Origin of the sequence: Rossellomorea sp. GCM10028870, from assembly GCF_042666755.1 — a bacterium.
Taxonomy (GTDB): domain Bacteria; phylum Bacillota; class Bacilli; order Bacillales; family Bacillaceae_B; genus Rossellomorea.
In genome coordinates this window covers 70,581-95,341 of the sequence record NZ_JBHTGN010000005.1, presented here as the reverse complement: position 1 = coordinate 95,341, position 24,761 = coordinate 70,581, and the positions used below count along the sequence as shown (strand labels likewise).

Genomic DNA, 24,761 nt, shown 5'->3' with positions numbered 1-24,761 from the left:
GTGTTTACCTCGTTTTACACCTACCCTAAACTAGGTCCTGGGAATCATTTGAAATTAACTGCCATTTTTTATACATGTTTGATTGCGTTTCTTTCACTCTGTAATATTTCTTTCTTACAGTTATATAGCTTGTAAGGATTTTTGTAGAAGGAATAATTCAAATAAGACAAATAGATTACAGTTTCTAAAGGAGGAATCGGTTTGAATTTAGAGGAGAAGTGTGATTTTCATCGGGGGAGGGGGGGGTAATTGATTCTCATGATAAGCCTTTGCAAAAAAAGAACCAGAAGCATTATGCTTTTCAGCTTTGCTTCTGGTTCTTTTCCTATTTATTCATTTGGGATAGAAAATCACCTAAGAGATCTTCCATCGATTCTTCTTTAGGTTCTTCTTCAACGGTTTCCTGGGGCTTCATGGCACTGTCCCAGTCAAAGTTGTCCAATTCTTCGTCAGTAGAGTAAGAGCGCTCATCTACTATTTCTTCTGGAGTATCATCCATCACTTGATCAAGGGACCACTCTCTTGAAGAATCGTGACTTGCCGCAGATTCTTCCTGAAGATAGAGGGCTTCATCAATATCCAATGAATTACTGCTTAAGGAAGCTAGAAGGGAGGCAGTACGAACCGGGTTTGATAACAGCTGGTACACGATACTGCCTAACAACGCTTCTGAGTGTTCATGCTTCAACCAGTCACGCTGGGATTTATCCAATCCCTTCGGAAGGGGGATCGTAATGGCTTCTCTCTGTTTGGAAATCGTATCATTTACTCCATTTAATACAAGCTCTGCAATTTTACTGGAGAAATTTCGTTTTTCCGTTTCCTTAAGTTTTTGTAAATGCTTTAAAACATGATCAGGTGTATCAGAAGGAATTCGAAACGTAATCGGCTGTCCCCTCGACATCCCTTTTCCATTCATACAATCACCCTATTTGGTTTTCGCTAATTTTTGATCTTCTTTTTGTGCTTGTTTTTGATTCTTTCTTGAGAAGTCTGCAATTAGCTTATAATAAGCATTCGCCATCATCCAAATGCTTTCTTTCTCATCTTCAAAGAAGTCGATATTGTAACCATCAAGATTGTTATTAAGCGTTTTGATATATTCTTTAAGAACACTTGATCCTCCGCCAATGAAGTAGCAGATTTCAGTTTGAGAATTCTTTTGCCACATATTGCGCAGGTGACGATATTGCTTCTTAGCAAGTTCAAGCATAATACGGTCAACGATATCGTGTACGCTTGTACGGCTTCCTTTAACCATAATATGATTACGATCATTTTTCTTCGTGATGATTTCTACCACATCACGACGGCTGTCCAGCTCAATTCCGTGTCTTGAGCGGATTTCTTCACGGATCCATTCAAGGGACTCAGACACACCAAGGTTGAATCCTTGAGCTTTATCGTCATCTACTTTTCGATCTTTAATCACAGCGATATCCGTTGATAAGCCGCCGATATCTTGAATTAAGATGCGTTTATCAATGAGGTCCTTATTGATGATATTTAAATTGTTATCCATAACAAGATTGATGAATGCGGCAAACCCTTCAGGATAAACCTTTACTTCATCAAATTTAATATTCACTTTGATGCCTTGGTAGCGAGGAGTTACCAGAAACTCAACTTGGTGTACTGAACCTAACAGTCTAGAACGGTACCCTACATCTTTTCCTTCCTTTACTTCGCGAAGTGGAAGACCTGTACCCAATGTGTAATTTGCTTCTATAACGTTATTATTCTTCTTAAAATTAGAATCATTGCGTGCTGCATCAAGTGCAATGGAAGCAAACAGCATCACCAGTGTTTGATCTTCTTCTGATTTACTGCTGCCCGGATCCAGTTCAGTAGAGTTATTGCTCTTCGTTGCCAGATTACCGACACGATAAATCGCATTATTATCTTTAAGAGTAGGGGAGTGGACACGGATATGTATGCCGTCAAGTGGGTCTTGTGTATCCAGCTCTTCGATTCCGATAATTGGGCGATCTTCAATATCCCTGGCAATGACGTTCGGAATATTTACCTCAGCGTCCATCTTTCCAAAAATACCTTTAAGAGAATCATTACCAACGTCAATGGCTGCAATTCGTGAATTCGTCATTAAAATCATCCTTTCATTCATGAGTAAGAATTTGTCAAAAAATTTCAACTCTTACTCTCAGAGTATACAATTTCACCTCTCCGGTCAATCCTACTTTTCTATCGAATATTCGCAGCGTAATCAAGGTCAATATGTATACAAATTGTATCGTTGTATACATATTTTGTACACATCCCTATATATCAATATGTGTACTTGTTTGTATACTTGTATACATTTTTGTTTACAATTGTGTACGTATTTGTATACTTGTATACATTTTTGTTTACATCCATATTTTAGTGGAGGATTTGTAACTATCAACCCACTACTCTAGTAATCTATTAAATTATTACAATGGTGAAAATAATAGGAATCCTAAAGGTTCAAACAAATCTTTTAAAAAAATGGCATAAGAAAAGAGCAGCCTCCTTAAAATGAGACTGCTCCTATGAGTACATTAGTTCTACTGTTGATAAAGGTTCATTGATACTTAACGAACTCAATATGATATTTCTCTTGAAGGTTCTTCATGCCAATACCGCGCCAACCTGTTGTCAGGAGTGATTGCTGCGTGTGAAAATCGTCCATTGGAATGATCAATCGTTTCCGGTCGGCTTGCACAGATTGTTTCATTACTTTTTTAACAAATATATAGCGCATTTGATCGCCGTATTTATTTTTTAAGGCCGCTATTTCCATACCTTGAGCAAATTTATCTTTCAAACTTGGTATATTAAAGGGAGCTACGGTACAGCTAATATACGTGAAATCACCGGGAAGGTTGGGAAGTTCCTCCATAATGACAGCGCCTAACACTTGCTGCAATCGATTTCCCCGGTAAATGGGGTCTACAATCGAGATTTCCTGGTAGATGACTTGATTTAACTCATCTTCATTTAATCCTATATCCAATCCCAAATGTTCTTCATCGATTTCAGGTTGAAGAAGCGCTCTGAACGCAATAAGTTCCTGCTCCAGAAAAGCACCAACCATCAAGCCTTTCCCCTTAAGAATATACTCATATTCAACTCGCGCGAGGGGTTGTAAACGTGTTTTATCCTCTAAATCAGCGACTACTATATCTTGCAATGAAAGAATTTCTTCAATGTGGAGCATAGATAATTTATGGACAGTATACAATCTGTTCTCCTTGATTAACTTTCCTTCGTGAAGTGCGTTCACACGCTGTCCTCCTCATCTAATCGAATCTTGAAACACCGTCAGTTCTTTCAACACCGATTTATTTATCTCAACCCCTAATCCAGGCTTATCAGAAAGTCGAATAATAGGAACATCATAGACAAGATTACCCACATCTTTTGAAAATTTCAATGGTCCCGTCAGCTCTACGCTTGTGATGACCCTTTTTGAAAAAGCAACATGGAAGCCTGCTGCAGAGCCGATAGAGGACTCTACCATGGAGCCTATCTGACACTCCATTCCAGCCATTTCCGCCTGATGAGCAAGCTTTACAGCAGGATAGATCCCACCGCATTTCATTAATTTGATATTCACTTTATCAGCTGCCTGTTTTTGAATGATTTCTCGCATTTCCCTTGTTCCTTTAAGACCTTCATCAATCATTAAAGGCATGGATGTCTTGGACTTTACAGTCACCATTCCGTCGATATCATCAGCGAGAACCGGTTGTTCTATCCAATCCAAATCGATGCCCTCCAATGAGCGGAGAGCCTTTAACGTTTGCGAACTGTTTTTCCATCCCTGATTTACATCAACCCGAATGGCAATATGATTCCCTACCCTTGCACGAACCTTTTGTATACGCTCGACATCTGCTTTTACTTCCGTACCTACTTTCATTTTAAAAGAAAGATATCCTTTATCCACCATGAGCGCTGCCTCATCTGCCATCTCTTCAGGCTCTGCGATGCTTAAAACATGTGTAAGGGGAAATTCTTCATGATAACGTCCCCCAATCAATTGATAAACAGGCTGAGAGAGCTTTTTCCCTATGATATCAAAGCAGGCAATGTCAATGGCTGCTTTTGCAGTTGGAACACCATATATGGATTCATTCATGAGAACATGAAGTCTCTCTATATTCATTGGATTCTGGTCTAACACTGCAGGCCCTAGAGTGCTCTTTAATACATGATAAGTACTCTCCCAGGACTCTCCTGTAACGTGCTCATCTGCCACTGCTTCCCCGTACCCTGTGATCCCCTCGTCGGTTTCAATCTCTACAATGATGGAAGGCATATCATGATAAGTATGGTAGCTTACCACAAAAGGAACATGAAGAGGCAGACGAATAGCATATACGTTTAATCCGATAATTTTCATAGGTCATAACTCCTTTTCATTTACACTACTATTTGCAAATTGGTATAATGTCGTTATATAGTCGCTAATTAAACCGAAAGTAGGTGGAAGCATGGAAAAGATAAAAATTGCTGTTATCGGGTCTCAAGACTTTATCCAGGATTTACACTCCATAGAACCTCACATGACTGACATCGAAATAGACCCCTACACTTATCAAGATCCCTATCAATCCAAAGAATTGATCCAACACTTAAAGCCTTGTGATGCCATTTTTTTCTCAGGTGCCTTGCCCTATTATTATTCAAAAGAGATATGCGATCAATTATCTGTTCCTTCCTTATTCCTGGAACAGAATGAAATGGCCGTCGCTTCTTCATTATTGTCTATAACCTATCACAAAAAAATTCCGATTGACCGTATATCGATTGATTTGATGGAAGCTTTATACACCAAACATGTATCGATGGATATAGGAATTTCCATTCCTGCTGCTCATGTTTTGGAATATAAAGAACGGCTTCCTTATCAGCTGGATTTAACCTCCATTGTTCAATACCACTACTCACTTCACCAGTTGGGAAACACTGATGTGGCGTTAACAAGCATCCACGCCGTATATGACCGCCTGAAAGAACTTGGAGTTCCAACAGAAAGAATGGTAGACCCTATCAGGTCTTTGTTAAATGGCTTTCAGAAGGTAAAATCTATCGCTCTACTAAACAAAAAAAAAGCTTCCACGATTTCAGCTATCTATCTATCCCATGATCAATCACATCAGGAATTTAACCAATGGTTACAATCATTCACCCATGATATTCAAGGTTCCGGACAATCAATTGATGAACATACTTATTTACTTCATAGCACTGTGGGCCATATAGAGTCACTAGTCTCTCATCACACTTTCGAGGAATTGATATCCAGGTGGAATGGTCGAATGAAAATTGGATTCGGCTATGGTACAACGGCAATAGAAACAGAGCAAAATGCTGGAATTGCCCTGCGTTTTGCTCAGAATGACCCCTTGGGTAAGTGTGGATATATTTTAACAGATGATAAAAACCTTCTTGGTCCTTATCCTAAAGAGGCTAAATTGCAGCGTCTCAAGAATAATCATCCAAAACTCTTTGATATTGCCAAGGAAATTAAAATCAGTCCGGGAAATCTGTCTAAATTGATAGAATTCAGCAGAAAGCGTTCATCCTCACAGTTTACAGCTGCCGAGTTAACTGATTATCTTCAAATTACCCGTCGCTCAACTGAACGTATAATCAAAAAACTGGTAGATCACGGTTCGATCAGGATAGTGGGAGAAGAGATGACCTATCAACAAGGTCGTCCCCGTTCCATTTACGAACTTCATCTCCCCTTTTAAAATACTTACGAGTTTAAGGTCATTTCATCTTCATCTTTGGTGTTCACTAATTCAGATTTCGAAAGTTTTGTAATCGTAAAACCGGTTAGCGCGTATGCAATGGATAGTAAAGGCACTACAAAGTTCAACACGGCATAAGGGGCATATTCAAAGGCATGAACGCCTAATGTACCAAATATAAACACTCCACATGTATTCCATGGTATAAAGACAGAGGTTAAGGTTCCTCCATCTTCAAGTGCCCTGGATAAATTCTTCGAGTGCAAACCCTTTTCCTCATATGCTTTAGCATACATTCTTGAAGGAACAACAATGGAAATATACTGTTCTGAACAGGTGGCATTTGTTGCAAAACAAGAAACAACGGTGGATGCCACCAATCCTTTCGCTGATTTGGCCACCTTTAAAATCTGGTTCACAATGGATTGCAGCATTCCTGTATGCTCCAATATCCCTCCAAAGGTCATCGCTACAATGGTCATGGAAACCGTATACATCATTGAATCCAGTCCACCCCGATTAAAAAGATCGTCCACCATTGAATTACCTGAATCAATGACGAAGCCGCTTTGTAAGGCAGCAAATGCATCAGAAAATGATCCACTTTGGATGAATACCTGGGATAAAAGTCCAAGTAGAATCCCCACTACCAGAGCTGGAATGGCAGGTACCTTTTTAGCCACTAGAATAATGACCATTAATGGAATCAATAACAAAAACGGTGAAATCACAAAGCTATCCTGAAGCACGTTGATTGTTTGTTCAATATCGTTTGTATCAATTTTATTTGAACCGAAATTTCTTCCCAGAATGGCATAAACAATAAGGGCAATGAGTAATCCCGGAACCGTTGTATAGAGCATATGACGAATATGTACAAATAAATTTGTATTCGTTAATCCAGAAGCAAGGTTCGTGGTATCAGAAAGCGGTGACATCTTGTCCCCAAAATAGGCGCCGGAAATGATCGCTCCGGCAATCATAGGTGCTGGAATTCCCATACTTATACCGATTCCCATACCTGCAACTCCAATTGTCCCCATTGTTGACCATGAGCTGCCAATCGCCAGTGCGACAACAGCGCATATAACCGTGATGGAAACTAAGAAGAGGGATGGTGTAATGATTTTCAAACCATAATAAATCATCGTAGCCACGATCCCTCCACCGATCCAGGCACCAATAGTCAGTCCAACAAGCATGATGATGACTACTGCCGGCAGGGCAAGGCGTATTCCTTTATACATAGAATCTTCAATTTCATTCCACGTATAACCTGCCCGCCAGGCTACTATGGCTGCTACCGTTGTTCCAATGATTAATGGAATATGCGGACCCTGCTCAAGAACGACAATCGTGACGAACATGACCACGATCATGACACTGAGCGGGATAATGGCCATCCAAAACGGCATTTCTTTTTTCATGTTTGTTCCCCCTATACCCCTTTTATTTTTTTGACAGTTCTAAATAGTCGTTAAATAGACGCTATTAAAATAATGATATACGGAGAAACAAAGTGAGTCAATTTAATTTTTGTTACCGCTTACAACCCTGGTATTGAATTTTCCTTGAGGATTGAACAAAAAGGCTCTTTTCGTAAAGTTTGTTGCTATTGTAGAAGAGAAAGTACTAGTTGATTTCCACTCCAGGATGCTCGCTTTCCGCGGGGCTGGCGGTGAGCCTCCGGGGTCTCACCTGTCCAGCTATTCCCGCAGGAGTCGATCATCCTTCCGCTCCAATCAACTTTCTGAGCATGTATCCTTAATCAAAAACAATTAAAAGTAGCTTTCTAGCAAATAATCTCATTTAAGTTAAGGAGAGATTGTTTGTCTTAAGGAAGTATCTTTCAAGTAATTTTGTTTTCTAGCACAACTTGAAGCTCTGTCACAAAAAACCCGTAAAAGATGGTGAGGGAAACTGCGCAGACTCCTGCGGAAATACGGGCGTGCCGAGACCCCGTTCGGCTAAGCTGAGGAGGCTCGGCCGAACGCTAGCTGCAAGCGGAGCAGTTCCCCTCACCATCCAGCACTCACTAATTGACAGAGCCTTAACAGTGCTTATGTTAAAAAGCAACAATCTTTGCGAAAAGAGCGAACAAAAAAGAAAACCCCGACACACCCTTGTGCCAAGGTTTTCTAGTAATCTTATTGTACAGTATAGTGAGATTAGGCATACGTTTACTAGAGATAAAGTATTTATGTAGAAACCTTTCGCCAGATTGCTTTATTTGAGCTTCTTTACTTGCCCGACCACATTACCCTTAGCCATGCCTGTTTTGACGTAACACATAGCTTCTGAGCGTTCTCGAAGTGATATAGTTCACAATCACCTTATTATACTTATATGAAGGTTAACATATAGTAGAAGAGGGTCCCGTTTCAAACGGACCCTCTTCTTTTTCTTACCTCAAACTTTGTTTACCCTGAGCCGTTCTATTCCAAATGACAATAACAACGATGAGTAGGAACACACAAATGCCTACAAATACAACAATCAAAAGAGAGAGGGAAGAAGATGATGAACTTCCTTCTTCGAGGCTCCCTAACTTTGCTGATCCGGATTGACTAAACAGTTTCAAGTTTTCGGCTTTAGCTTTTATCGTATTTGTATCTTTTTCTTCACTTTGAAATATCTTTTCTTTCAATTCATTTAATCCGTTATTTGAATTCCCTTCAAACGTCAGGCTTTTCTGTTCTTCAGGAATTTGTATCTTTTGATTTGTTGATGATTGATCATGGATGAGGTCACTATTCTTTTTGAATTTATTTTTCTGATAGTCGTTCGGGATTAAGTCATTTATGTCAGTATTCGCAAGTATAGGCTGTGAAAACATCATGATCATGCTGACAACCAGAGTCAGTTGAACAAGTACTTTACCCCTCATACGCTTCCGTTCCCTCATCTTTGATTCGATTAGAGCGTTTATCCAATAAAACCTGAGCAACAGTTAATGCAATAATGACTAAGCCTAATACAATGACCGCTTGATTGAATAATGAGTCTGACCCATATTGAATCGACATATAAACGGTGGACATAGGATCCTTGAAATTAAAATTAGGCGTAGTTAATGCAAGTAACGGTGTAACAAACAGGGCGATGATTCCTACCGAAACAAACCATCCTAACAAACGATGTGTGACAAAAGCAACCCGGATTAGTCCTGAACCCGCTAGTAGAAGGAGAATGGTAAAGATCGTCCACTCGACTGAACGGGATTCCACCAATGGATAGATATCTAATCCATACAGACTAATGACAAACCCTACAATTAAATTCAGTAGAAGGAAAATCACTCCTTGAATCCAGAGAGGAGCATTTTGGAAGTAATAACTTGTGTATCCGATAAGCAAGCTGGATAACAAGATAATAAACAAAATAACGACCGGAGGCAGAGCACTTGCTTTCTTCTCTTCCGGAACATCTCCGTTTACATTAAGGGGGTTCGTCAAGAAATCATACACATATCCATTGGATTGTCCGTCAACGAACGCATTCCCCAGTACACTAAACACATCATCACGGATTAATTGAGTGGAAGCTACATTTGTTGCCCACTTATTATTCAGTGTATCCGCATCACTTTGAACATTGGAAACATTCGATTGAAGCTCGTTGGTATAGGATACGATTGTATTTTGGCTTTCACTCACTGTATCCAGGAAGGAATGGATAGACTTGATTTCACTTCCAATTTGTTTCTGGTTCCCCACTAAATCAGGGCCAGCTGCCCCTGATACAGGCATTGGAGCCGTTTGCTCCGGCTGTTGGATTCGATTCAATACGTTTGTTGCTTCTTGATTAATCGCATTCAGGCTCTCTGTAAGCTGTGATTGCTGGTCATCAAGGGTTTGATTGTATTCTGCCGCAAAGACGGTAAATGAGTCTTGAAGTGTGTTGAGAGCGTCCTCTGTATTCGGCAACCCTGTATTTAATTGTTCCCACTCCGCTTGTTCAGTCTGACTTACTTTCAGAATCTCATTTACCTCATTTTTCAGCTCTTCATCCTGAAGTACGGCCGCTTTCACTCCATTCTCCGTTAACATACCGTTAAGAGTCGCTTCATACCGATCCAGGTAAGAGTAATATTGTAGAAGATCCATCAGCTTATAGTTATTAATCCCGCGAGAAAAATAGCCATATAAGGTGTTTCTTCTATTTTCAGATAAAGCGGCTGAGTTCAGGATGGAACTTTCTTTATCCTCGATTTCGGCAACGATATTCGCAATATTGTCTGAGAACATCTCCAATTGGTTTATCAAAGCTTCATTCGTCTCAGTCAATGTCGTTATCTGATCTTTAAGTTCTTGATTTTCAGTTGTAAGGGTTTCAACCTGCTTGGTCAATTCATCGATTTTATCAATCAATGTCTGATTATCTTCAAGAAGTCTTGATACTTCTTCCAATAGTCTATCCACTTCAGCCTGAAGAGGGTTTTCTGAGCTATTATTTTTTCCTTGCAGCTGCGTTCGAACCTGTAGGATACGATCATTGATTGTTTGAATATTCGTCACAGCTTCCGTTATAGCTTCAGGTGTTGGTTCTGTTAAATTAGTGAGTGTTTCTTTCAACGCATCGATTTCTGTTGAAATGGCAGTCAGTTCATTTATTTCCGGATTTAAATTCGGAGGAGCAGGTGGTGGGTCGTTTGGCCCCCCCGGTTCGTGCTCACCTTCCTGAGAAGAAATGACGACCTGTTGAGGGTCAGGTTCCTCTCCGTCTTTTTGCGGCCCAGGAATTTCAGGAGGAGCAGGTGGATTGAAGATCTCCCCGTCTCCTTCAGCCAGCTTATTGTTAAGTTCAAAAATACTTCCTTGCAGGCTATTTAACGTCGTAGTGTCTTGTAATTGCTGATAGAAATTCAACACTCTCTCCTGAAAGGAATAGAAGTCTTCTACTTGTCTCCCCACTTCTTCAAACCTGCGCTGCTGTAAATCAGTAAATACCTGTTGATTTGTATCCATATTGCTATTCAACTGAGTCAATCCTGCCGTTAAGGCATCACTTTCTTCCGAGAATAGTGATTTGGATTTTAAATAGCGCGGCTGCTGATTTTCAGTTGATTCATTGATCATCTGAACGGATTGAGCTTGGATATCGGCAAGTAATTGCTTTTGATTATCCTGATATTCTCTATATTGATTGACATATTCAACAAAACTGGAAAGACTTTGTTCAAAGGATTCCAGCGTATTTTGCTGCTGCGGTGCCCGGCTATCTGCCTGCTGAATCGAGTTTTGCAGATTCGATAGCATCGATGTCTGTTGTTGAATTTGTCCGGCCAGATCTTTTGAGCTGGGTTTGTAGAACGCTAACATCGTTTCCTGGAAAGCCTGCTCTTTCTGTAAAATTTCATCGAATTCAGCACGGATATTTTCCATGTCTGCAGAGACGTAATTCCAATAAAGAGAGGACATCTTATGATTGACCCTTTTTGTAGCCTTTTCAATTTCCAATAGAACCTTTTCCTTGTTTACAGCATTTAGTTGCGATTGGACTTTATAATTCAGATTTGTTTTTTCCGGTCTTTCTTCATCATACGTCATGACTTTATCAGAGAAGTCGGAAGGAATATACACAACGGCATCATATTTAGAACTCTGAAGACCGTTTTCTCCTGCACTTCTTCCTACGACCGTCCACTCAAATGTCGATTGATCTTCAAGTATCGACGTCACGTCTCCCCCAAATGCCAAAGGCTCTCCATCCACTTTTGTTCCTGCGTCTTCATTTACAATGGCAATGGCCTGAGTAGCGTTTTCTTTCACCTTCAGAGGATTTTCACCAACTGAACGGAAGAAAAGAAGGGGAGTGGCAAGAATCATCATGACGGCTAATAAAAGTTTAAATAGGCTTACTTTCTCTGTCATGCGTGTACTTTCCTTTCCGTTACCATAAGTGGTATTTGAATTTTTGTTTCTTTACCGTTTTCTACATAATAACCAAACCCTGGTTGGATTTCGGCTTCTCTTCGATCGTAGCTGAGCGTGAACAAGGTTTGTTCGGATTTCTTCATTAACACTAGAGCTTGTCGAATCTGTTTCATCTCAACTGTTAAAGCATCATACCCCTTAGTTAATTCGCTGTTATTTCCGGAAACAATCATGCAGAAGCCTAAATGGCTATAATTTTTCATACTTTTAACGATTCTGTCTTGAAGCAATGCATCCAGATTCTGCAGGAACCTTGCATATCCATCAACCATGAGGAAGACAGGCGAGAAGGATGGAAGTGAACTTCCCTTTTGTATGGACAAGTTATATTGCTCTTCTCTTAAACTAAATAATTCTTCTACACGGGTAAGCCACATTGTGATATGTTCTTTGTTTTCCATATAGACCACATTTTCTTCTTTCATCAAGTGGGATAATCCCCTGTCGATGGAATCGAATATCGCTATATGTTCACTATCCTGCAATAACGCTGTATTGGCTAAAACCTTCAGTACGTTCGTTTTTCCTTTTTGGGCCTGTCCCAATACCAGACAATGCTTTGTCTTCTTGAAGTTTACATACACGGGCTTAACTAGTTCTTCATCTAAGCCAACCGGTAGCAGTCCTTCTTTTCTTCCTGAATCGGTATACTGGGTAAAGTTGACCATCGTCAACTCTGTCGGCAGCATAGGCACTGGATCTGGTGACATTGATCCCTTATACTTTTCCTTCAATAAATGAATTTCTTCTTTTAGAAGGTTCAACTGCTCATAATCGTCCTTCCCTTCGGTTGGAAGGAATACTTGAGAAAAGAAAGCTGTATCCTTCTTAACAATCGCTCTGCCTGGAATGGCTTCCGGGGTAAAAGGCAATCGTCCAAGCATCGTGTATGCCTCTGAGCTATCCATCAAATAGTGGACGATTTTGGTTTTAAGGTTATTCATTAAAGATTGTCGGACAGAATTAACGCGGGTCGCTGTAAAGTACATGTACACTCCCAATGACTGTCCGTCCCTTGCAAACTGATTAATTTGCGCTTCAAGTTCTTGCATCTCTTCCTTAACCAGATCAAAATTGTCGATGGTTACAAAAAGGAGAGGAAGCTTTTCTTCACTGATGGTGTTATACATCTTTATTGAACTTACTTCTTTCTTTTGGAAAAGTTGTTTTCTGCGAGCTAATTCATCATCCAATATGGAAATGAATTTCTCGATTTTCCTTTCTTCGTCTATCAGGAAGTAGTCTGCAGTATGTGGAAGCTGCTTTAAAGGCAGTAAGCCACCGTTTCCAAAGTCGAGAAGATAATAATGAACTTCCTCAGGTGTAAACTGAGTGGCCATCCCCATCAATAAGGTAATAAGCGTTTGGGTCTTCCCATATCCCGAAGAACCAAAGACACCGACATTCCCGTCCTCAACCACCTCATAATGGTACGGAGTCTGACTCTGTTTCTCAGGTTCATCAATCATAGAAAGTAAGATCTTATTCTCCTCTCTCTGGGCAAATGATGTACGGTACAAACGATTAGCCAGAGGAGGGAGCCATGGACTGGAAAGCTTCATCACATTCATTTGTTTCTGTAACTCTTCAATTCGATCGACAACAGCGTCAATTTCACTGATCAATTCCTTCTGATTGCTTGGATTAGTCGATACTTCCGATAAAGGAATCAACCCCAGATCCGTCACAATCGCCACTTCATCCTCTGATTCAAAGGATTCCTCCTGATAAGGAGCTCCACTCCAGGCTGATTGAAACAGGTCATACACCTCATTATTTCCCACCTGTAAATATCCTCTTCCTGTTACAGTCAACGAGGCTGCATCCCCATTCTTAAGGATTTCACGACTGTCCTCCGTATTCTGAACTTTCAGGGCGACACGGAAACGGGCATTACTCCATATCTGATTATCAATGACTCCTCCAGGCTTCTGAGTTGCCAGGATAAGATGAACTCCCAGGCTTCGACCGATACGGGCCGCACTTACAAGTTCTTTAATGAATTCTGGCTCTTCACTCTTAAGTTCAGCAAACTCATCTGATATTAAGAATAAATGAGGAAGAGGCTCTTCCGTTTTACCTTGCTTGTAAAGGCGTGTGTAGTCGTTGATATGATTCACTTCGTAACGATCGAATAGGCGCTGCCTGCGCTTCAACTCACTCTTGATGGAAGCAAGGGCTCTCGTACTGAAATTCTTACTTCCTTCAATATTCGTTATCGTTCCTAATAAATGTGGGATACTCTTAAATGGCTGAGCCATTCCTCCACCCTTGTAGTCAATTAATAAGAAGGCTACTTCGTGAGGATGGAAATGAACCGCTAAAGAAAGAATATACGTTTGTAAAAACTCGCTCTTCCCTGAACCGGTTGTTCCGGCAAGTAGTCCATGGGGTCCATGAGCCTTTTCATGCAAATTCAGCTCGACGATATCTTCCTTTCCTTTCAAACCAACGGGAACAGCTAACGATTTAGCCGATTCTCTGGATAGCCAGTTCTCTTGAATAGGCAGCTGATCAACATCTCTCACTCGAAGCATATCCAGAAAGGAAACACTTGAAGGAATCGAGTTTGTCATACCGATTTGATGATTAAGCGTCTTCAAGGTTCTTGCATACTGCTCATTGCCTTCATGCTTGTATTCATCCATTTCGAATGGAATCTTAACCGCTTTTTTATTCTGAATCAGAATGTCCCCTTGCTTGTCATTGATATAACGGACGAGGGTATGAATATTATCAGACAAGCTCTCCTTCGCTTCTGCAGCGAAAATGACGGACATTCCCAAGTGAGAATACTCACCTTCAAGGTATTGCAGAATCACATGGTCGGAGATCAACTGATGGTTTGTAATGATAAAAACGTAATGTGGTGAAAAACGCACTTTATCTGAGTCCTCTTCGATATCTCTTTCCCGAAGGACCTCGTAAATGGAAGAAAGGATTTGATCCCTGGTTTTCTCGTTATAAATGAATCCTTTAGCAAATGACTGAGGTAATTGAAAGTGTGGCAACCACTTCATCCACTCCCAGTCCTCATACTCTTCCTCATGAAAAATATAGACGAACCTGACATCATGGTAACTATGAAAGAAAGCCAATTGCCCGATTAGCTGGTGAATCTCATTTTTATAGACGGATTCCTTACCGATTAACCCAATGGCCCCTTTATGTAGATCAGCTGTTACAGGTAAGTGATCAATCTCACGATAGACCATCTCTAACTTCTGGGACTCCTCTAATAACTCATCCATTTCACGGTTCGACATATCGGAAGAATTCACTGAAATACTGTAGCTTGCAGGTACTTTCCCACTTCCTAATCTAAACTGAAGAAAGTCTGGGCTTTCAAGGGTCCTTTCCCAAAGGCGATCGGAAAGCTGATCTGTCAGATACTTCATTCTTTCATAAGCAGGAAAGTGGAATTGCAGAACGTCTGCCTGTTTCTCGGCAAGCTCCTGAAGTTCTTTTCTCTTACTCTCTAAATAATGAGTGTAGATGCGCTTCCTTCGTTCCTTGGATTTCTTTCTATTGCTCTTATCTTTAAAGAATTGAACGGTGGATGTTACTAAAGTGGTAGTAAACATCACCATTGAGATAATAATGAAAATCCCACGTGGAATCACGAGTGCTACTATGGCCATGACGATTAGCATCATCAATGGGGGAAGAATGATCAACCACAGACTCCGGTTTGTATCGCTCGATTCCTGACTCGGAAAGGACAATTGAACCTTTTCATCAGGAAGGTCATAAATCATTCGTGGCGTTCTCCGATAATTCGGGTATTTCTTCTGCATTTCTGAGGTAGGACGTGTAGATTCCATTAATTCAGTTTGATAGTCATCGATACTATGTATCTCGATTAAATCGTCTTCTAATAGGGTAATAGTTAAAAAAGGAGAAAATAAAATGTCTCCAACCTCAAGCTCATGTTTTCCAGTAACCAGGTGTCCGTTCAGATAAAGAGACGACGCCTCATCGGCATCCATTACCCATGCACCATCGCCGTTTTTATACCAATGGCAGTTTTGAATGGGATCCTTTTTCTTATAATAAATGGTGGCATCGGTTTGTTCAGTAGATATACTGATTTCTTCCTTATGACCGATATAATAGATTTTTGACTTTGTTGAAAATGGCGTGACCATCATCTGTAATTCCTTATCACCTGCAAGAAAGGATTCTGTGCGACCTGGTTCAAGAACCCTCACTTCTTTTCCGTCTTGATAAAGCCTGAAAGCATCGCCGGAATGCTCCACTAGAATGGACTTGGCAGACGGAGGCAACGACAAAATCGTGATCGTATCTTCCAGTCGCGGACCTAAAGTGATTTTTTTATTTTCATCTTCAATCATGATCGACTGATAGTAGTGATCGTGAAATAGCCATAGGGCATACATATGCTCACCCCCCAGTTAGTTTGTTAGTCAGGATTCTTTCTTATTATCAGCTTCAGCTGGAGACGTGGAATTCTCTCCATCAGTAGCCTCCGGTTTTTGTTCAGGTGTCTTTTTCTCTTCAGATTGTTGCGGATCATCCGTTGTTTGTGCCGGTTGAGACGGCTGTTCATTTTCCAATGCTTTCATTTCTTCCTCGTATTCAGATATTTCACTTTCAATGTCATCTAATTCCTGCTGTCTTTCCTCGCTATCAAGATCTCCGTCTGCCTTGACTTGCTCACGGTACTTTAAAAGTCCAAACAGAATTAAATCCCGGTCCTCCAAGAACCTGGCTGTTTCCAATGCTTCCTTAGCCTTTCCTCTTCCGATATTGATCCAGTACTCATAATAAAGCGGGTCCGATTGAAGAGAGACGGTGTTACGTACATTCTCTTTTTGGTCTTCCGTTAAGGATTCGTTAATGATATAGGAGAGTGCAAGTTGATATTGAGTGACCTTCGGGATTTCATCGATCTCATAAGGCTGAAGCTCTGTTACCACATCACTATATTTATTAAGGAGAAAACTCTCTTGGGCCGCTACTACCCTTTCCTGCTTTGGAAACATAAAGAAAAAAGAATAAATTGAATAAATAAGTGCTGGTATCAAAAGTAATGACACTCCCAGCAGTACATACCGGTTTATCTTCCACTTTTTCTTACTAACAGTCATGAGGAGGGTATCAGACTTTTTGGCTTCTTTAATATAGCGGTTTAACACTTCTCCGACATCTTCAATGCTTTCGGCTTCTAAGATATCTTTAGTCATTGGTGACAATTTTAACGTCTCACTGAATTTAAAGTAATCATCAAACGTATGTTGGCGATCCACAATAGCTGCTACCGTAGCTTTTGTCTGCTTTAACAACAGATCCGCATTTTTTTCATATGGCGGCAGGCTCTCCTTAACACCATAATGGATGAAGTGTGGAGTCAATCCTTGGTCAAACACAATATTGTCCGGGCAAATAATGAGATGCAGGCGCGACAAGGTATGATTTCGTACATTTTGTACCAGTTGATAGGCAGACATCAACCGTTCCTTCTCATTCGCCTTTAATTGGGGATAAAAAGAGAAGGAGTCAGGTATGGTATTCACGATGCATAATTCATCATTTTCCATCGTGATTTCTTTTTGTATGGCCGGGTTAATGTTCTTCAGAAAGTGAATTTCCGCTATTTCGTCCAACTTGATCTTTTCTTTTTGAAAGATCAAAGTCATTCTTTTTTCTTTTCTATGTACAACGGCTTCCAGCTTTTCTTGTAGGTATGATCCACTTTTTTGTGTCATTCCATTGGTCTCCTTTATAAAATTTCAATTCGATCTCCAGAATGAATTCCTGCATCAATCAACCGTGTGTGACCAGGAATCACTTGTCTTCTATTCACAATTCGAATCCAATAGCCTTCTCTAGGTTCAGCTGTAAGCTTCTGTGACTGCCACACAAGTTCAATCAGTTTTTTTACGGTATGATAGTTTGATAACCTGAGATCAAAGCACTTATTATCATATCGCTCTAAATCAATGGTGATTTCAATATACATGTCCGGGTTCACCTCATAAGGAAGGAGCGCCACATAATGATAAGCGCTCCTTCATGTTTAAAATGGATGGGGATATACTTATCCACGAATTTGATTGGCAATTTGAGCATCTGCATCTTCAAGAGACTTAGCAGTGCTAGTCAATTGCATTGAGATGTCTTCAAGCAGCTGCTGCATTTGCAGGAATGAAGGACGCAGTGTTTGATATTGCTCAGCAAACGCACGGCTCGATTCCCCTTCCCACATACCTTCCAATTCTGAAATCATATTATCCAGGCGTGAGATTTGTTCTCCGACCTGGCTGCTTTCGCCAGTGTAACGGTTAGACATACTAATCAATTCAGCTGGGGTAACACGAATAATTCCTGACATGTAATTCCTCTCCCTTAAATGAAATTGTTGGTGGTAATCATCTATATCAAATCAGAGTACCCAAATAAGAAGCAAACCTATGACATTATGTAACTCTTTTCTTGAAGATATGAGAATTTTTCCTGTTTTTTACAAATGTTCACACACTTCCAATATCATACTATTATAAATATCTATATAAACACAATTTTTACAGAAAAAAGAAAACTATATAACTACAGGAATATATTGAATTGGGTCAATTGGTATAAAGTAACTCCTTCTCCATTAGGTCGATAGAACGAAGCAGATTCCGTCACATACCCTTGTCCGTACATGAGTCAACAGTCGTGATGAAAAAGTGATGGAGGTATTCAACATTACGATTATTAGTAATAATTACTTACTATATATCCTAATTTTTACTTTCAAAAACTAATTTCTTGCTTTTGAAAATGATATAGACAAGTTCCATAATAACGGTTAACCCGTTTTCACAAGATGTCTAAGTTTTGGCCAGCCTCTGATAGGAGACTTTGTGTTTCTCTCCCGGCTCTTTCATGCTTTCGGCTTCTGGCAAACAATCTCTTTTTCCTATACAATTTATGTAAATAGTAAGATAGCGTGGTGACTTAAATGTTCAAATTATTACTTATCGAAGATGATTCAACCCTTTTTAACGAGATCAAGGATCGGCTTACCCAATGGTCCTATGATGTACATGGAATCACGGATTTCAACAAAGTGATGCAAGAGTTCTCTGAGGTTAAGCCCGATCTCGTGATCATTGATATTCAATTACCTAAGTTTGACGGCTTCCACTGGTGCCGGATGATTCGGTCTCATTCGAATGTGCCGATACTGTTCCTGTCATCCAGGGATCATCCAACTGATATGGTGATGTCCATGCAGCTTGGGGCAGATGACTTCATACAGAAGCCTTTTCACTTCGATGTGCTGGTTGCAAAGGTACAGGCGACTCTTCGAAGGGTGTACAACTACAATACCGACCTGATCAGCTTGAAGACGTGGTGCGGGGCTACCGTGGATTATGAACGCAACACGGTGTCGAATGAGAAGGGCTCCATCGAATTGACTAAAAATGAAATGTTTATTCTGAAACTCCTTATTGAACAGAAGAATAAGATTGTAAGCAGAGATAACTTGATTAACAGCTTGTGGGATGATAAACGTTTTATCAGCGATAACACGTTAACTGTCAATGTGAATCGTCTTCGAAAGCGCCTCGAAGAAATCGGGCTGGGTGGATTTATCGAAACCAAAGTCGGCCAGGGGTATATGGCTTTTGAAGAGGAAACCGTATGATTTTTACATATTTATGGGAAAGAAAAAGCTGGATTCTTTTTTTCTTGACTCTTCAGCTATTATTTATCTTTGTCGCTTATATTGATACAGCGATTCCACTACAGCCAATCCTGTATATGATCTTTTTATCCACTCTATTTTTTATTTGTTTCATTATTGTTCGCTATCACAAGGAAACGAGTTTCTATAGACGTTTAAACGATTGGGATCACAACCTCAATATTACTGGGGTGGGCGTACCTGAAACTCCATTTGAAGAAATTGTTTCGGATGCTCTAAACACACAAGCGAACCTCCTAAGACATGCCGCTTCCAAGAACAAGATGATGTTTGAACAGGAAAAAGATGAACTCCTATCTTGGATTCATGAAGTGAAAACTCCTTTAACTGCCATGCATTTAATGATAGAACGAATGGGAAACGAACCGTTAAAAGCTCCATTAAAGTACGAATGGCTGCGTATCCATCTCCTTTTGGATCAACAATTACATCATAAGCGCATGGCTTTTATGGAAAATGATCTTTATATTGAGAAAACCGATCTCGAAACAGTGATTTTCCAGGAAATTAAAATGTTACAATCCTGGTGCATACAGAAAGGAATTGGATTTGATATTCGATTGGAAACAAAAGAAGTGCTAAGTGATGCCAAGTGGCTTGCCTTTATGATCAGGCAGCTCCTGACCAATGCTGTGAAATATAGCACAAGTGAAGATATAATCATTAAAAGCGGGCAACAGGATGATAATACGACGCTCGCGTTTCAGGATTTTGGCAGGGGAATTGACCCAAAGGACTTGCCGAGGATTTTTGACAAAGGATTTACATCTACGACCGATCACAATGATCATGCATCCACAGGCATGGGCTTATATTTAACCAAAAAAGTCTCGGGGCAATTGCTGATTTCCATAAGTGTAGAGTCCAAAAGGGGTGAAGGAACCAAGGTAACCCTCACCTTTCCAAAGAAAAATGATTTCGTCCATCTTACCGGCGTGTGACAATAATGTCACATGCTTTTCTGTTTTGTTCGGATAATAAAAGGAAAAGAATCTTCCTGCTTTTTATAATGAGAGTATCAAATCAAAGGAGTTTTTCACGATGACGATATTAGAAGCAACAAAACTTCATAAAAGCTACGGCAATAAATTCAATAAACAGGAAGTCTTAAAGGGAATCGACCTGTCGATCCAAAAAGGAGAATTCGTCAGTATCATGGGGGCATCGGGTTCGGGGAAAACCACTCTCTTAAACGTCCTTTCCTCCATCGACAAAGTGAGCGAAGGTTCGATTAAAATTGAAAGCAATGAAATGACGATGATGAAAGAGAAGCAGCTCGCCGAGTTCCGAAAGAATCACCTTGGCTTTATCTTTCAGGATTACAACCTGCTCGACACATTGACAGTGAAAGAGAACATTCTTCTGCCTTTATCCATCACCAAGACACCTAAAAAGGAAGCCGATCAGAAATTCAATGATCTTGCTTCGGAGCTTGGGATTCTAGAATTAAAAGATAAGTACCCGAACGAAATTTCAGGCGGACAAAAACAACGTACATCAGCAGCTCGGGCATTCATCCATGAACCAAGCATCATTTTTGCCGACGAGCCAACAGGTGCACTCGACTCAAAGTCAGCCTCTGATCTTTTGAACAAGCTGAGTGAGTTAAATCAAAAGCTGAAAGCCACGATCGTCATGGTCACACATGATCCCGTTGCAGCCAGCTACTGCAGCCGGGTCATCTTTATCAAGGATGGGCAGATCTATACACAATTAACGAAAGGCGAGCAGCAAAGACAGCACTTCTTCAAGGACATCATGAAAACCCAAGGGGTGCTTGGCGGGGTGCAAAATGAACATTAATACGCTCATCTTCAGAAATCTGAAGAAGAACCTCAAGAATTATTATCTTTATGTATTTGCTCTGGTCTTTAGTGTCGCGCTTTATTTTGCCTTTGTCACCCTGCAGTATGATCCATCCATGGATGCAACGAAGGGATCCATTAAAGGCGGCGCAGCTGTTCGTGCCGCTTCCGTACTACTTGTGGCAATCGTCTCGATCTTTCTTTTATATGCCAACACTCTCTTCATTAAGAGAAGAAGTAAAGAAATTGGCCTATTTCAATTAATAGGAATGACAAAAAATAAAATCTTCCGCATTTTGAGCGTGGAGAACTTCATCCTTTATTTCGGGTCATTGATACTCGGCATTTTGATCGGATTCTCCTTCTCAAAATTGATCATCATGATCTTATTCAAAATAACCGGAGTCGAGGCGATTGCCACACTCCACTTCTCAACCCAGGCACTTATCCAGACCATCCTTGTTTTCTGCGCGATCTACCTGCTGATCATGCTGATGAACTTTGTCTTTATTAAAAGGCAAAGCATCCTATCACTGTTCAGAGTCCGTTCATCAACGGAAACTAAAGTGAAAAGAATGTCCAAGGTTGAAATCATCCTCGGGATCCTCGGGATGATCCTGATTGCCTCGGGGTACTATGTGTCTTCCAAATTGTTTGGCGGGGACTTCACGACCATGCCTCAGCTGTTTGGAGCCATGCTCTTCATCCTTGGCTCGGTCATTCTCGGTACTTACCTGTTTTATAAGGGATCCGTGAGCTTTATTTTTAACATGATACGAAAGAAGAAAGATGGATATCTGAATATCAATGAAGTTCTGTCCCTTTCATCCATCATGTTCCGGATGAAATCGAACGCTTTATTGCTGACGATCATCACGACGGTATCGGCACTGGCTATAGCATTATTGTCCCTGAGCTATATCGGCTATTATTCGGCTGAAAAAACAGCTCAAAATAATGTTCCGACCGATTTTTCATTTACAAATACACAAGACTTCCAACACTTTAAAGAAGCCCTACTGGATAATGGCATTGAATTCAAGAAGGAAGAAATCGAAGTCATTGAAGTGTTGGTCAACCTGAAAGGCATTACAGACTCTGAATTTGGCGAACTGAACGGTTCATTGGATGCCATGCCGAACTCGGTCATCAGCGAGAAAAACGTTGAAGGCGTCGAAGTAAAAGAAGACGAAACGGTCTTTACAGGCTATAGCGACTTACTTCAAAAGGTCATTCCCTTACATGATTCAGGAATGACGGAGCTGAAAGGAAAAACGGAGGTCACCAAGCTCAAGTACTTGGGAATGCGTGATGACTACCCGATTTCATGGTATTTTACAGCGGGTGGTTCACCTGTCGTGATCGTGGATGACACTGTATTCAAACGCTTGAAGAATGATTTAGATCCTGCAATACAGAGAGAATCCTCCCTTTACATCGGGGTGACGATTGAACAAGAAAAAGATATCTTGAAAGCAAACGACCTCTTTCATGAGTTAAAACTCGACGAAGGATGGGCAAACGACTCACAGTATGATATGAAAGCCGAACAGAAACAAAATATCGGACTCATCATGTTCATCGTCGGGTTCCTGGGTCTCACCTTCCTGATCACATCCGGATGCATCCTGTACTTTAAGCAAATGGACGAAAGTGAAGATGAGAAACCGAACTATACGATTTTAAGAAAACTGGGCTTCACTCAGGGTGACTTATTGAGAGGCATTCAAGCCAAGCAGCTTTTCAGCTTCGGGATCCCACTCCTCACCGGTCTGCTGCACAGTTACTTCGCGGTTCAATCCGGGTGGTTCCTGTTCGGTGCAGAGGTTTGGACTCCGATGATCATCGTGATGGGGTTATATACGGTGTTATACTCGATCTTTGGCATATTATCAGTCCTGTATTATAAAAAAGTGATAAAAGCATCGCTGTAAACGGAAAGAGCCATCCCTTGGTATGATACCGGGATGGCTCTTTTATGTAGTTCAACGTTACTTCCTTTTCTGGCTTTTCATCTTATTCATTTCAAGTTCCGCAGCGTATTCTTCTTGGGATTTCCCTTGTTTGAAGCTTTCAGATTGAATCTTTTTTAGTTTGTTATCGTTTTGATTTGGCATGTCCACACCTCCTGTCTTCACGGTTATTATGGACATGCACGTGAAATTTATTCTTTACTTCCATCTTGATATGTTCATTCATTGAAAGACCCATTTCGCCAGAAGGGGGGATGTTAATTTACTAAATCATTTTCCTTTACTCTATCCAATACCCCAACGATCTCCCTTACTAATTTTTCGCCCGTTGCTTGCTGAGCTTCCAACCACTCAATACCGTCTTTACTCACCATTCTTAACGTCCAATTAAAAGAGGGGGATGATAGGACATGAACACCTTCAATATTCCAATCAAATTTATTTCTGTAGAACATCATTAATCGATTCGTATGAATCTTTCTTTGTATTGATCTATTAAAATGCTTTACTAGTAAACTATCCGAATCTACATTATTATTAATCGCTATCTGGTTCAGGTTGATTAAGGTTTGACGTTCACAGTAGAGTAGATAATCACTTGGGATTATATACAGGGGATCATTTAATCGAACAGATCGATTTTCAATACCCATCAGCATTCGGGGAAGAATAATTTGTTTTATTGTATAGTCGGGGGCTGGGTGATTAATCACCTTATAGCCCAACTCATTCTCTTTCAGGCATTCAATGACCCGATCATCACTAAAATAAAAAACACTTTGTTCCTGATGATCTGTTACGATTTCTGCAACTAAATTGCTTCTTGCCAGTACCCACATGGCTTCGATAAATTGATCCTCGAATTTTAATTCTCCTTGGATATAATCCACCAGCCCCATCTTATTAAGCTTTTTGAACATCTTTTCCCATTCTTTTTCTAATTCATCCTCTTGATAATGAGGAAATGGATTTGTTATTCCTATCAGTACTTTCCCGCCTAACATCTTTACCAGTAAATATAAGTCCTTGCTGGTCACTATCCAATTAGACAATTGTAGTCCCCCTTTATAAACCTATGTCTTAACCGAATTTCCTCGATGTTTTCGGTTTTCCGAAATCAGGATAACTCTTTATAACTTTTTCGTAGTTCTTTTTAATGAAAATAAAGCGATGGATATAAGTTGATAAATAAGCCGTTACAATGGATATGACCGAGTAAGCTGTGATCATAACAATCATATAGGCAGAATCAGTAACCAAATACGACATCAGAAATTGCGCAATAATATATCCAAAACTTGAAGCGGCTATTATTAAAGATACATTAAACTTTGATTCTCCATTTTCAAGTTTAGTATACGTCCCTGAATATAGCATTTTTGCGTTAATAATTTGTATTGAAACCAGTAGAAAAAGCATTAATAGTATCCCTATTACAAAATAACTGCTACCTTCAACACCAACATGCCTATATAAGAACTTCTGAATCACCAGAAAATACACAAACGTATTTACAATTCCAAAAACACCAAGATACAAGTAATAAGACTTTTCGAATTTATAAGGGGCAATTATATATA

19 protein-coding genes are annotated in these 24,761 nt (G+C 40.2%); 5 read left to right on the top strand and 14 right to left on the bottom strand.

All coding sequences use genetic code 11. From position 1 onward, the window contains the following. Window positions 1–325: 325 nt before the first annotated feature. The 4 genes from ACFQWC_RS18890 to ACFQWC_RS18875 all read right to left on the bottom strand — a co-directional run bounded on the left by ACFQWC_RS18890 (window position 326) and on the right by ACFQWC_RS18875 (window position 4,390). Window positions 326–919: an uL1 family ribosomal protein gene (locus ACFQWC_RS18890; protein ID WP_299745372.1), complete on the bottom strand. Its 594-nt coding sequence runs from the start codon at window positions 917–919 to the stop codon at window positions 326–328. A gap of 9 nt (window positions 920–928) precedes the next feature. Further along, window positions 929–2,104 carry a ParM/StbA family protein gene (locus ACFQWC_RS18885; RefSeq protein WP_299745375.1) on the bottom strand — a complete coding sequence of 392 codons (1,176 nt, stop codon included), beginning with the start codon at window positions 2,102–2,104 and terminating at the stop codon, window positions 929–931. Window positions 2,105–2,566: 462 nt separating this feature from the next. Beyond that, window positions 2,567–3,268 carry a GNAT family N-acetyltransferase gene (locus ACFQWC_RS18880; protein ID WP_299745378.1) on the bottom strand — a complete coding sequence of 234 codons (702 nt, stop codon included), beginning with the start codon at window positions 3,266–3,268 and terminating at the stop codon, window positions 2,567–2,569. Between the two features lie 12 nt (window positions 3,269–3,280). Continuing rightward, entirely contained in the window at window positions 3,281–4,390 is a 1,110-nt protein-coding gene (locus ACFQWC_RS18875) for a mandelate racemase/muconate lactonizing enzyme family protein (protein ID WP_377108819.1), read from the bottom strand. A gap of 91 nt (window positions 4,391–4,481) precedes the next feature. On the opposite strand from ACFQWC_RS18875, the gene ACFQWC_RS18870 reads away from it, so the two are divergent. Then, window positions 4,482–5,747 (top strand): transcriptional regulator, encoded by a 1,266-nt coding sequence (locus ACFQWC_RS18870; RefSeq protein ID WP_377108818.1) that lies wholly within the window; start codon window positions 4,482–4,484, stop codon window positions 5,745–5,747. A 5-nt stretch (window positions 5,748–5,752) separates the two neighbouring features. Here ACFQWC_RS18870 and nhaC read toward each other — a convergent pair whose 3' ends face one another. From nhaC to ACFQWC_RS18835, 7 genes are all read right to left on the bottom strand, one after another. After that, complete coding sequence (nhaC, locus tag ACFQWC_RS18865; protein ID WP_299745386.1) at window positions 5,753–7,174, bottom strand: Na+/H+ antiporter NhaC; 1,422 nt, start codon at window positions 7,172–7,174, stop codon at window positions 5,753–5,755. Window positions 7,175–8,151: 977 nt separating this feature from the next. Next, a complete protein-coding gene (essA, locus tag ACFQWC_RS18860; RefSeq protein ID WP_341357205.1) occupies window positions 8,152–8,634 on the bottom strand; it encodes a type VII secretion protein EssA in 483 nt (160 codons plus the stop codon). Continuing rightward, window positions 8,624–11,620, bottom strand: coding sequence for a type VII secretion protein EsaA (esaA, locus tag ACFQWC_RS18855; RefSeq protein WP_377108817.1), 2,997 nt, complete (start codon window positions 11,618–11,620; stop codon window positions 8,624–8,626). The genes essA and esaA overlap by 11 nt, the downstream gene beginning before the upstream one ends. Next, window positions 11,617–16,083, bottom strand: coding sequence for a type VII secretion protein EssC (essC, locus tag ACFQWC_RS18850; protein ID WP_377108816.1), 4,467 nt, complete (start codon window positions 16,081–16,083; stop codon window positions 11,617–11,619). Before essC ends, esaA begins: the two co-directional genes overlap by 4 nt. Before the next feature lie 27 nt (window positions 16,084–16,110). Then, on the bottom strand, window positions 16,111–17,412 hold the full coding sequence (essB, locus tag ACFQWC_RS18845; protein WP_299745398.1) for a type VII secretion protein EssB: 1,302 nt from the start codon (window positions 17,410–17,412) through the stop codon (window positions 16,111–16,113). A 14-nt stretch (window positions 17,413–17,426) separates the two neighbouring features. Beyond that, window positions 17,427–17,666 (bottom strand): ESX secretion system protein YukD, encoded by a 240-nt coding sequence (gene yukD, locus ACFQWC_RS18840; RefSeq protein WP_299745401.1) that lies wholly within the window; start codon window positions 17,664–17,666, stop codon window positions 17,427–17,429. A gap of 78 nt (window positions 17,667–17,744) precedes the next feature. Beyond that, the gene (locus tag ACFQWC_RS18835; protein ID WP_173107938.1) at window positions 17,745–18,038 is read right to left on the bottom strand and encodes a WXG100 family type VII secretion target; all 294 of its coding nucleotides are present in this window, start codon (window positions 18,036–18,038) and stop codon (window positions 17,745–17,747) included. 615 nt (window positions 18,039–18,653) lie between these two features. On the opposite strand from ACFQWC_RS18835, the gene ACFQWC_RS18830 reads away from it, so the two are divergent. From ACFQWC_RS18830 to ACFQWC_RS18815, 4 genes are all read left to right on the top strand, one after another. Beyond that, window positions 18,654–19,343 (top strand): response regulator transcription factor, encoded by a 690-nt coding sequence (locus tag ACFQWC_RS18830; protein ID WP_299745411.1) that lies wholly within the window; start codon window positions 18,654–18,656, stop codon window positions 19,341–19,343. Then, the gene (locus ACFQWC_RS18825) at window positions 19,340–20,344 is read left to right on the top strand and encodes a sensor histidine kinase (RefSeq protein ID WP_377108815.1); all 1,005 of its coding nucleotides are present in this window, start codon (window positions 19,340–19,342) and stop codon (window positions 20,342–20,344) included. The genes ACFQWC_RS18830 and ACFQWC_RS18825 overlap by 4 nt, the downstream gene beginning before the upstream one ends. A 100-nt stretch (window positions 20,345–20,444) precedes the next feature. Further along, on the top strand, window positions 20,445–21,206 hold the full coding sequence (locus ACFQWC_RS18820) for an ABC transporter ATP-binding protein (RefSeq protein ID WP_299745417.1): 762 nt from the start codon (window positions 20,445–20,447) through the stop codon (window positions 21,204–21,206). Next, on the top strand, window positions 21,196–23,142 hold the full coding sequence (locus tag ACFQWC_RS18815; protein WP_341357208.1) for an FtsX-like permease family protein: 1,947 nt from the start codon (window positions 21,196–21,198) through the stop codon (window positions 23,140–23,142). Before ACFQWC_RS18820 ends, ACFQWC_RS18815 begins: the two co-directional genes overlap by 11 nt. Window positions 23,143–23,199: 57 nt before the next feature. Here the strand turns inward: ACFQWC_RS18815 and ACFQWC_RS18810 are convergent, their stop codons facing one another. From ACFQWC_RS18810 to ACFQWC_RS18800, 3 genes are all read right to left on the bottom strand, one after another. After that, window positions 23,200–23,325, bottom strand: a complete 126-nt coding sequence (locus ACFQWC_RS18810; RefSeq protein WP_258549627.1) for a hypothetical protein — start codon at window positions 23,323–23,325, stop codon at window positions 23,200–23,202. 113 nt (window positions 23,326–23,438) lie between these two features. Then, window positions 23,439–24,233 (bottom strand): hypothetical protein, encoded by a 795-nt coding sequence (locus ACFQWC_RS18805; protein ID WP_299745427.1) that lies wholly within the window; start codon window positions 24,231–24,233, stop codon window positions 23,439–23,441. A gap of 28 nt (window positions 24,234–24,261) precedes the next feature. Next, window positions 24,262–24,600 carry a hypothetical protein gene (locus ACFQWC_RS18800; protein WP_377108814.1) on the bottom strand — a complete coding sequence of 113 codons (339 nt, stop codon included), beginning with the start codon at window positions 24,598–24,600 and terminating at the stop codon, window positions 24,262–24,264. Window positions 24,601–24,761 lie beyond the last annotated feature (161 nt).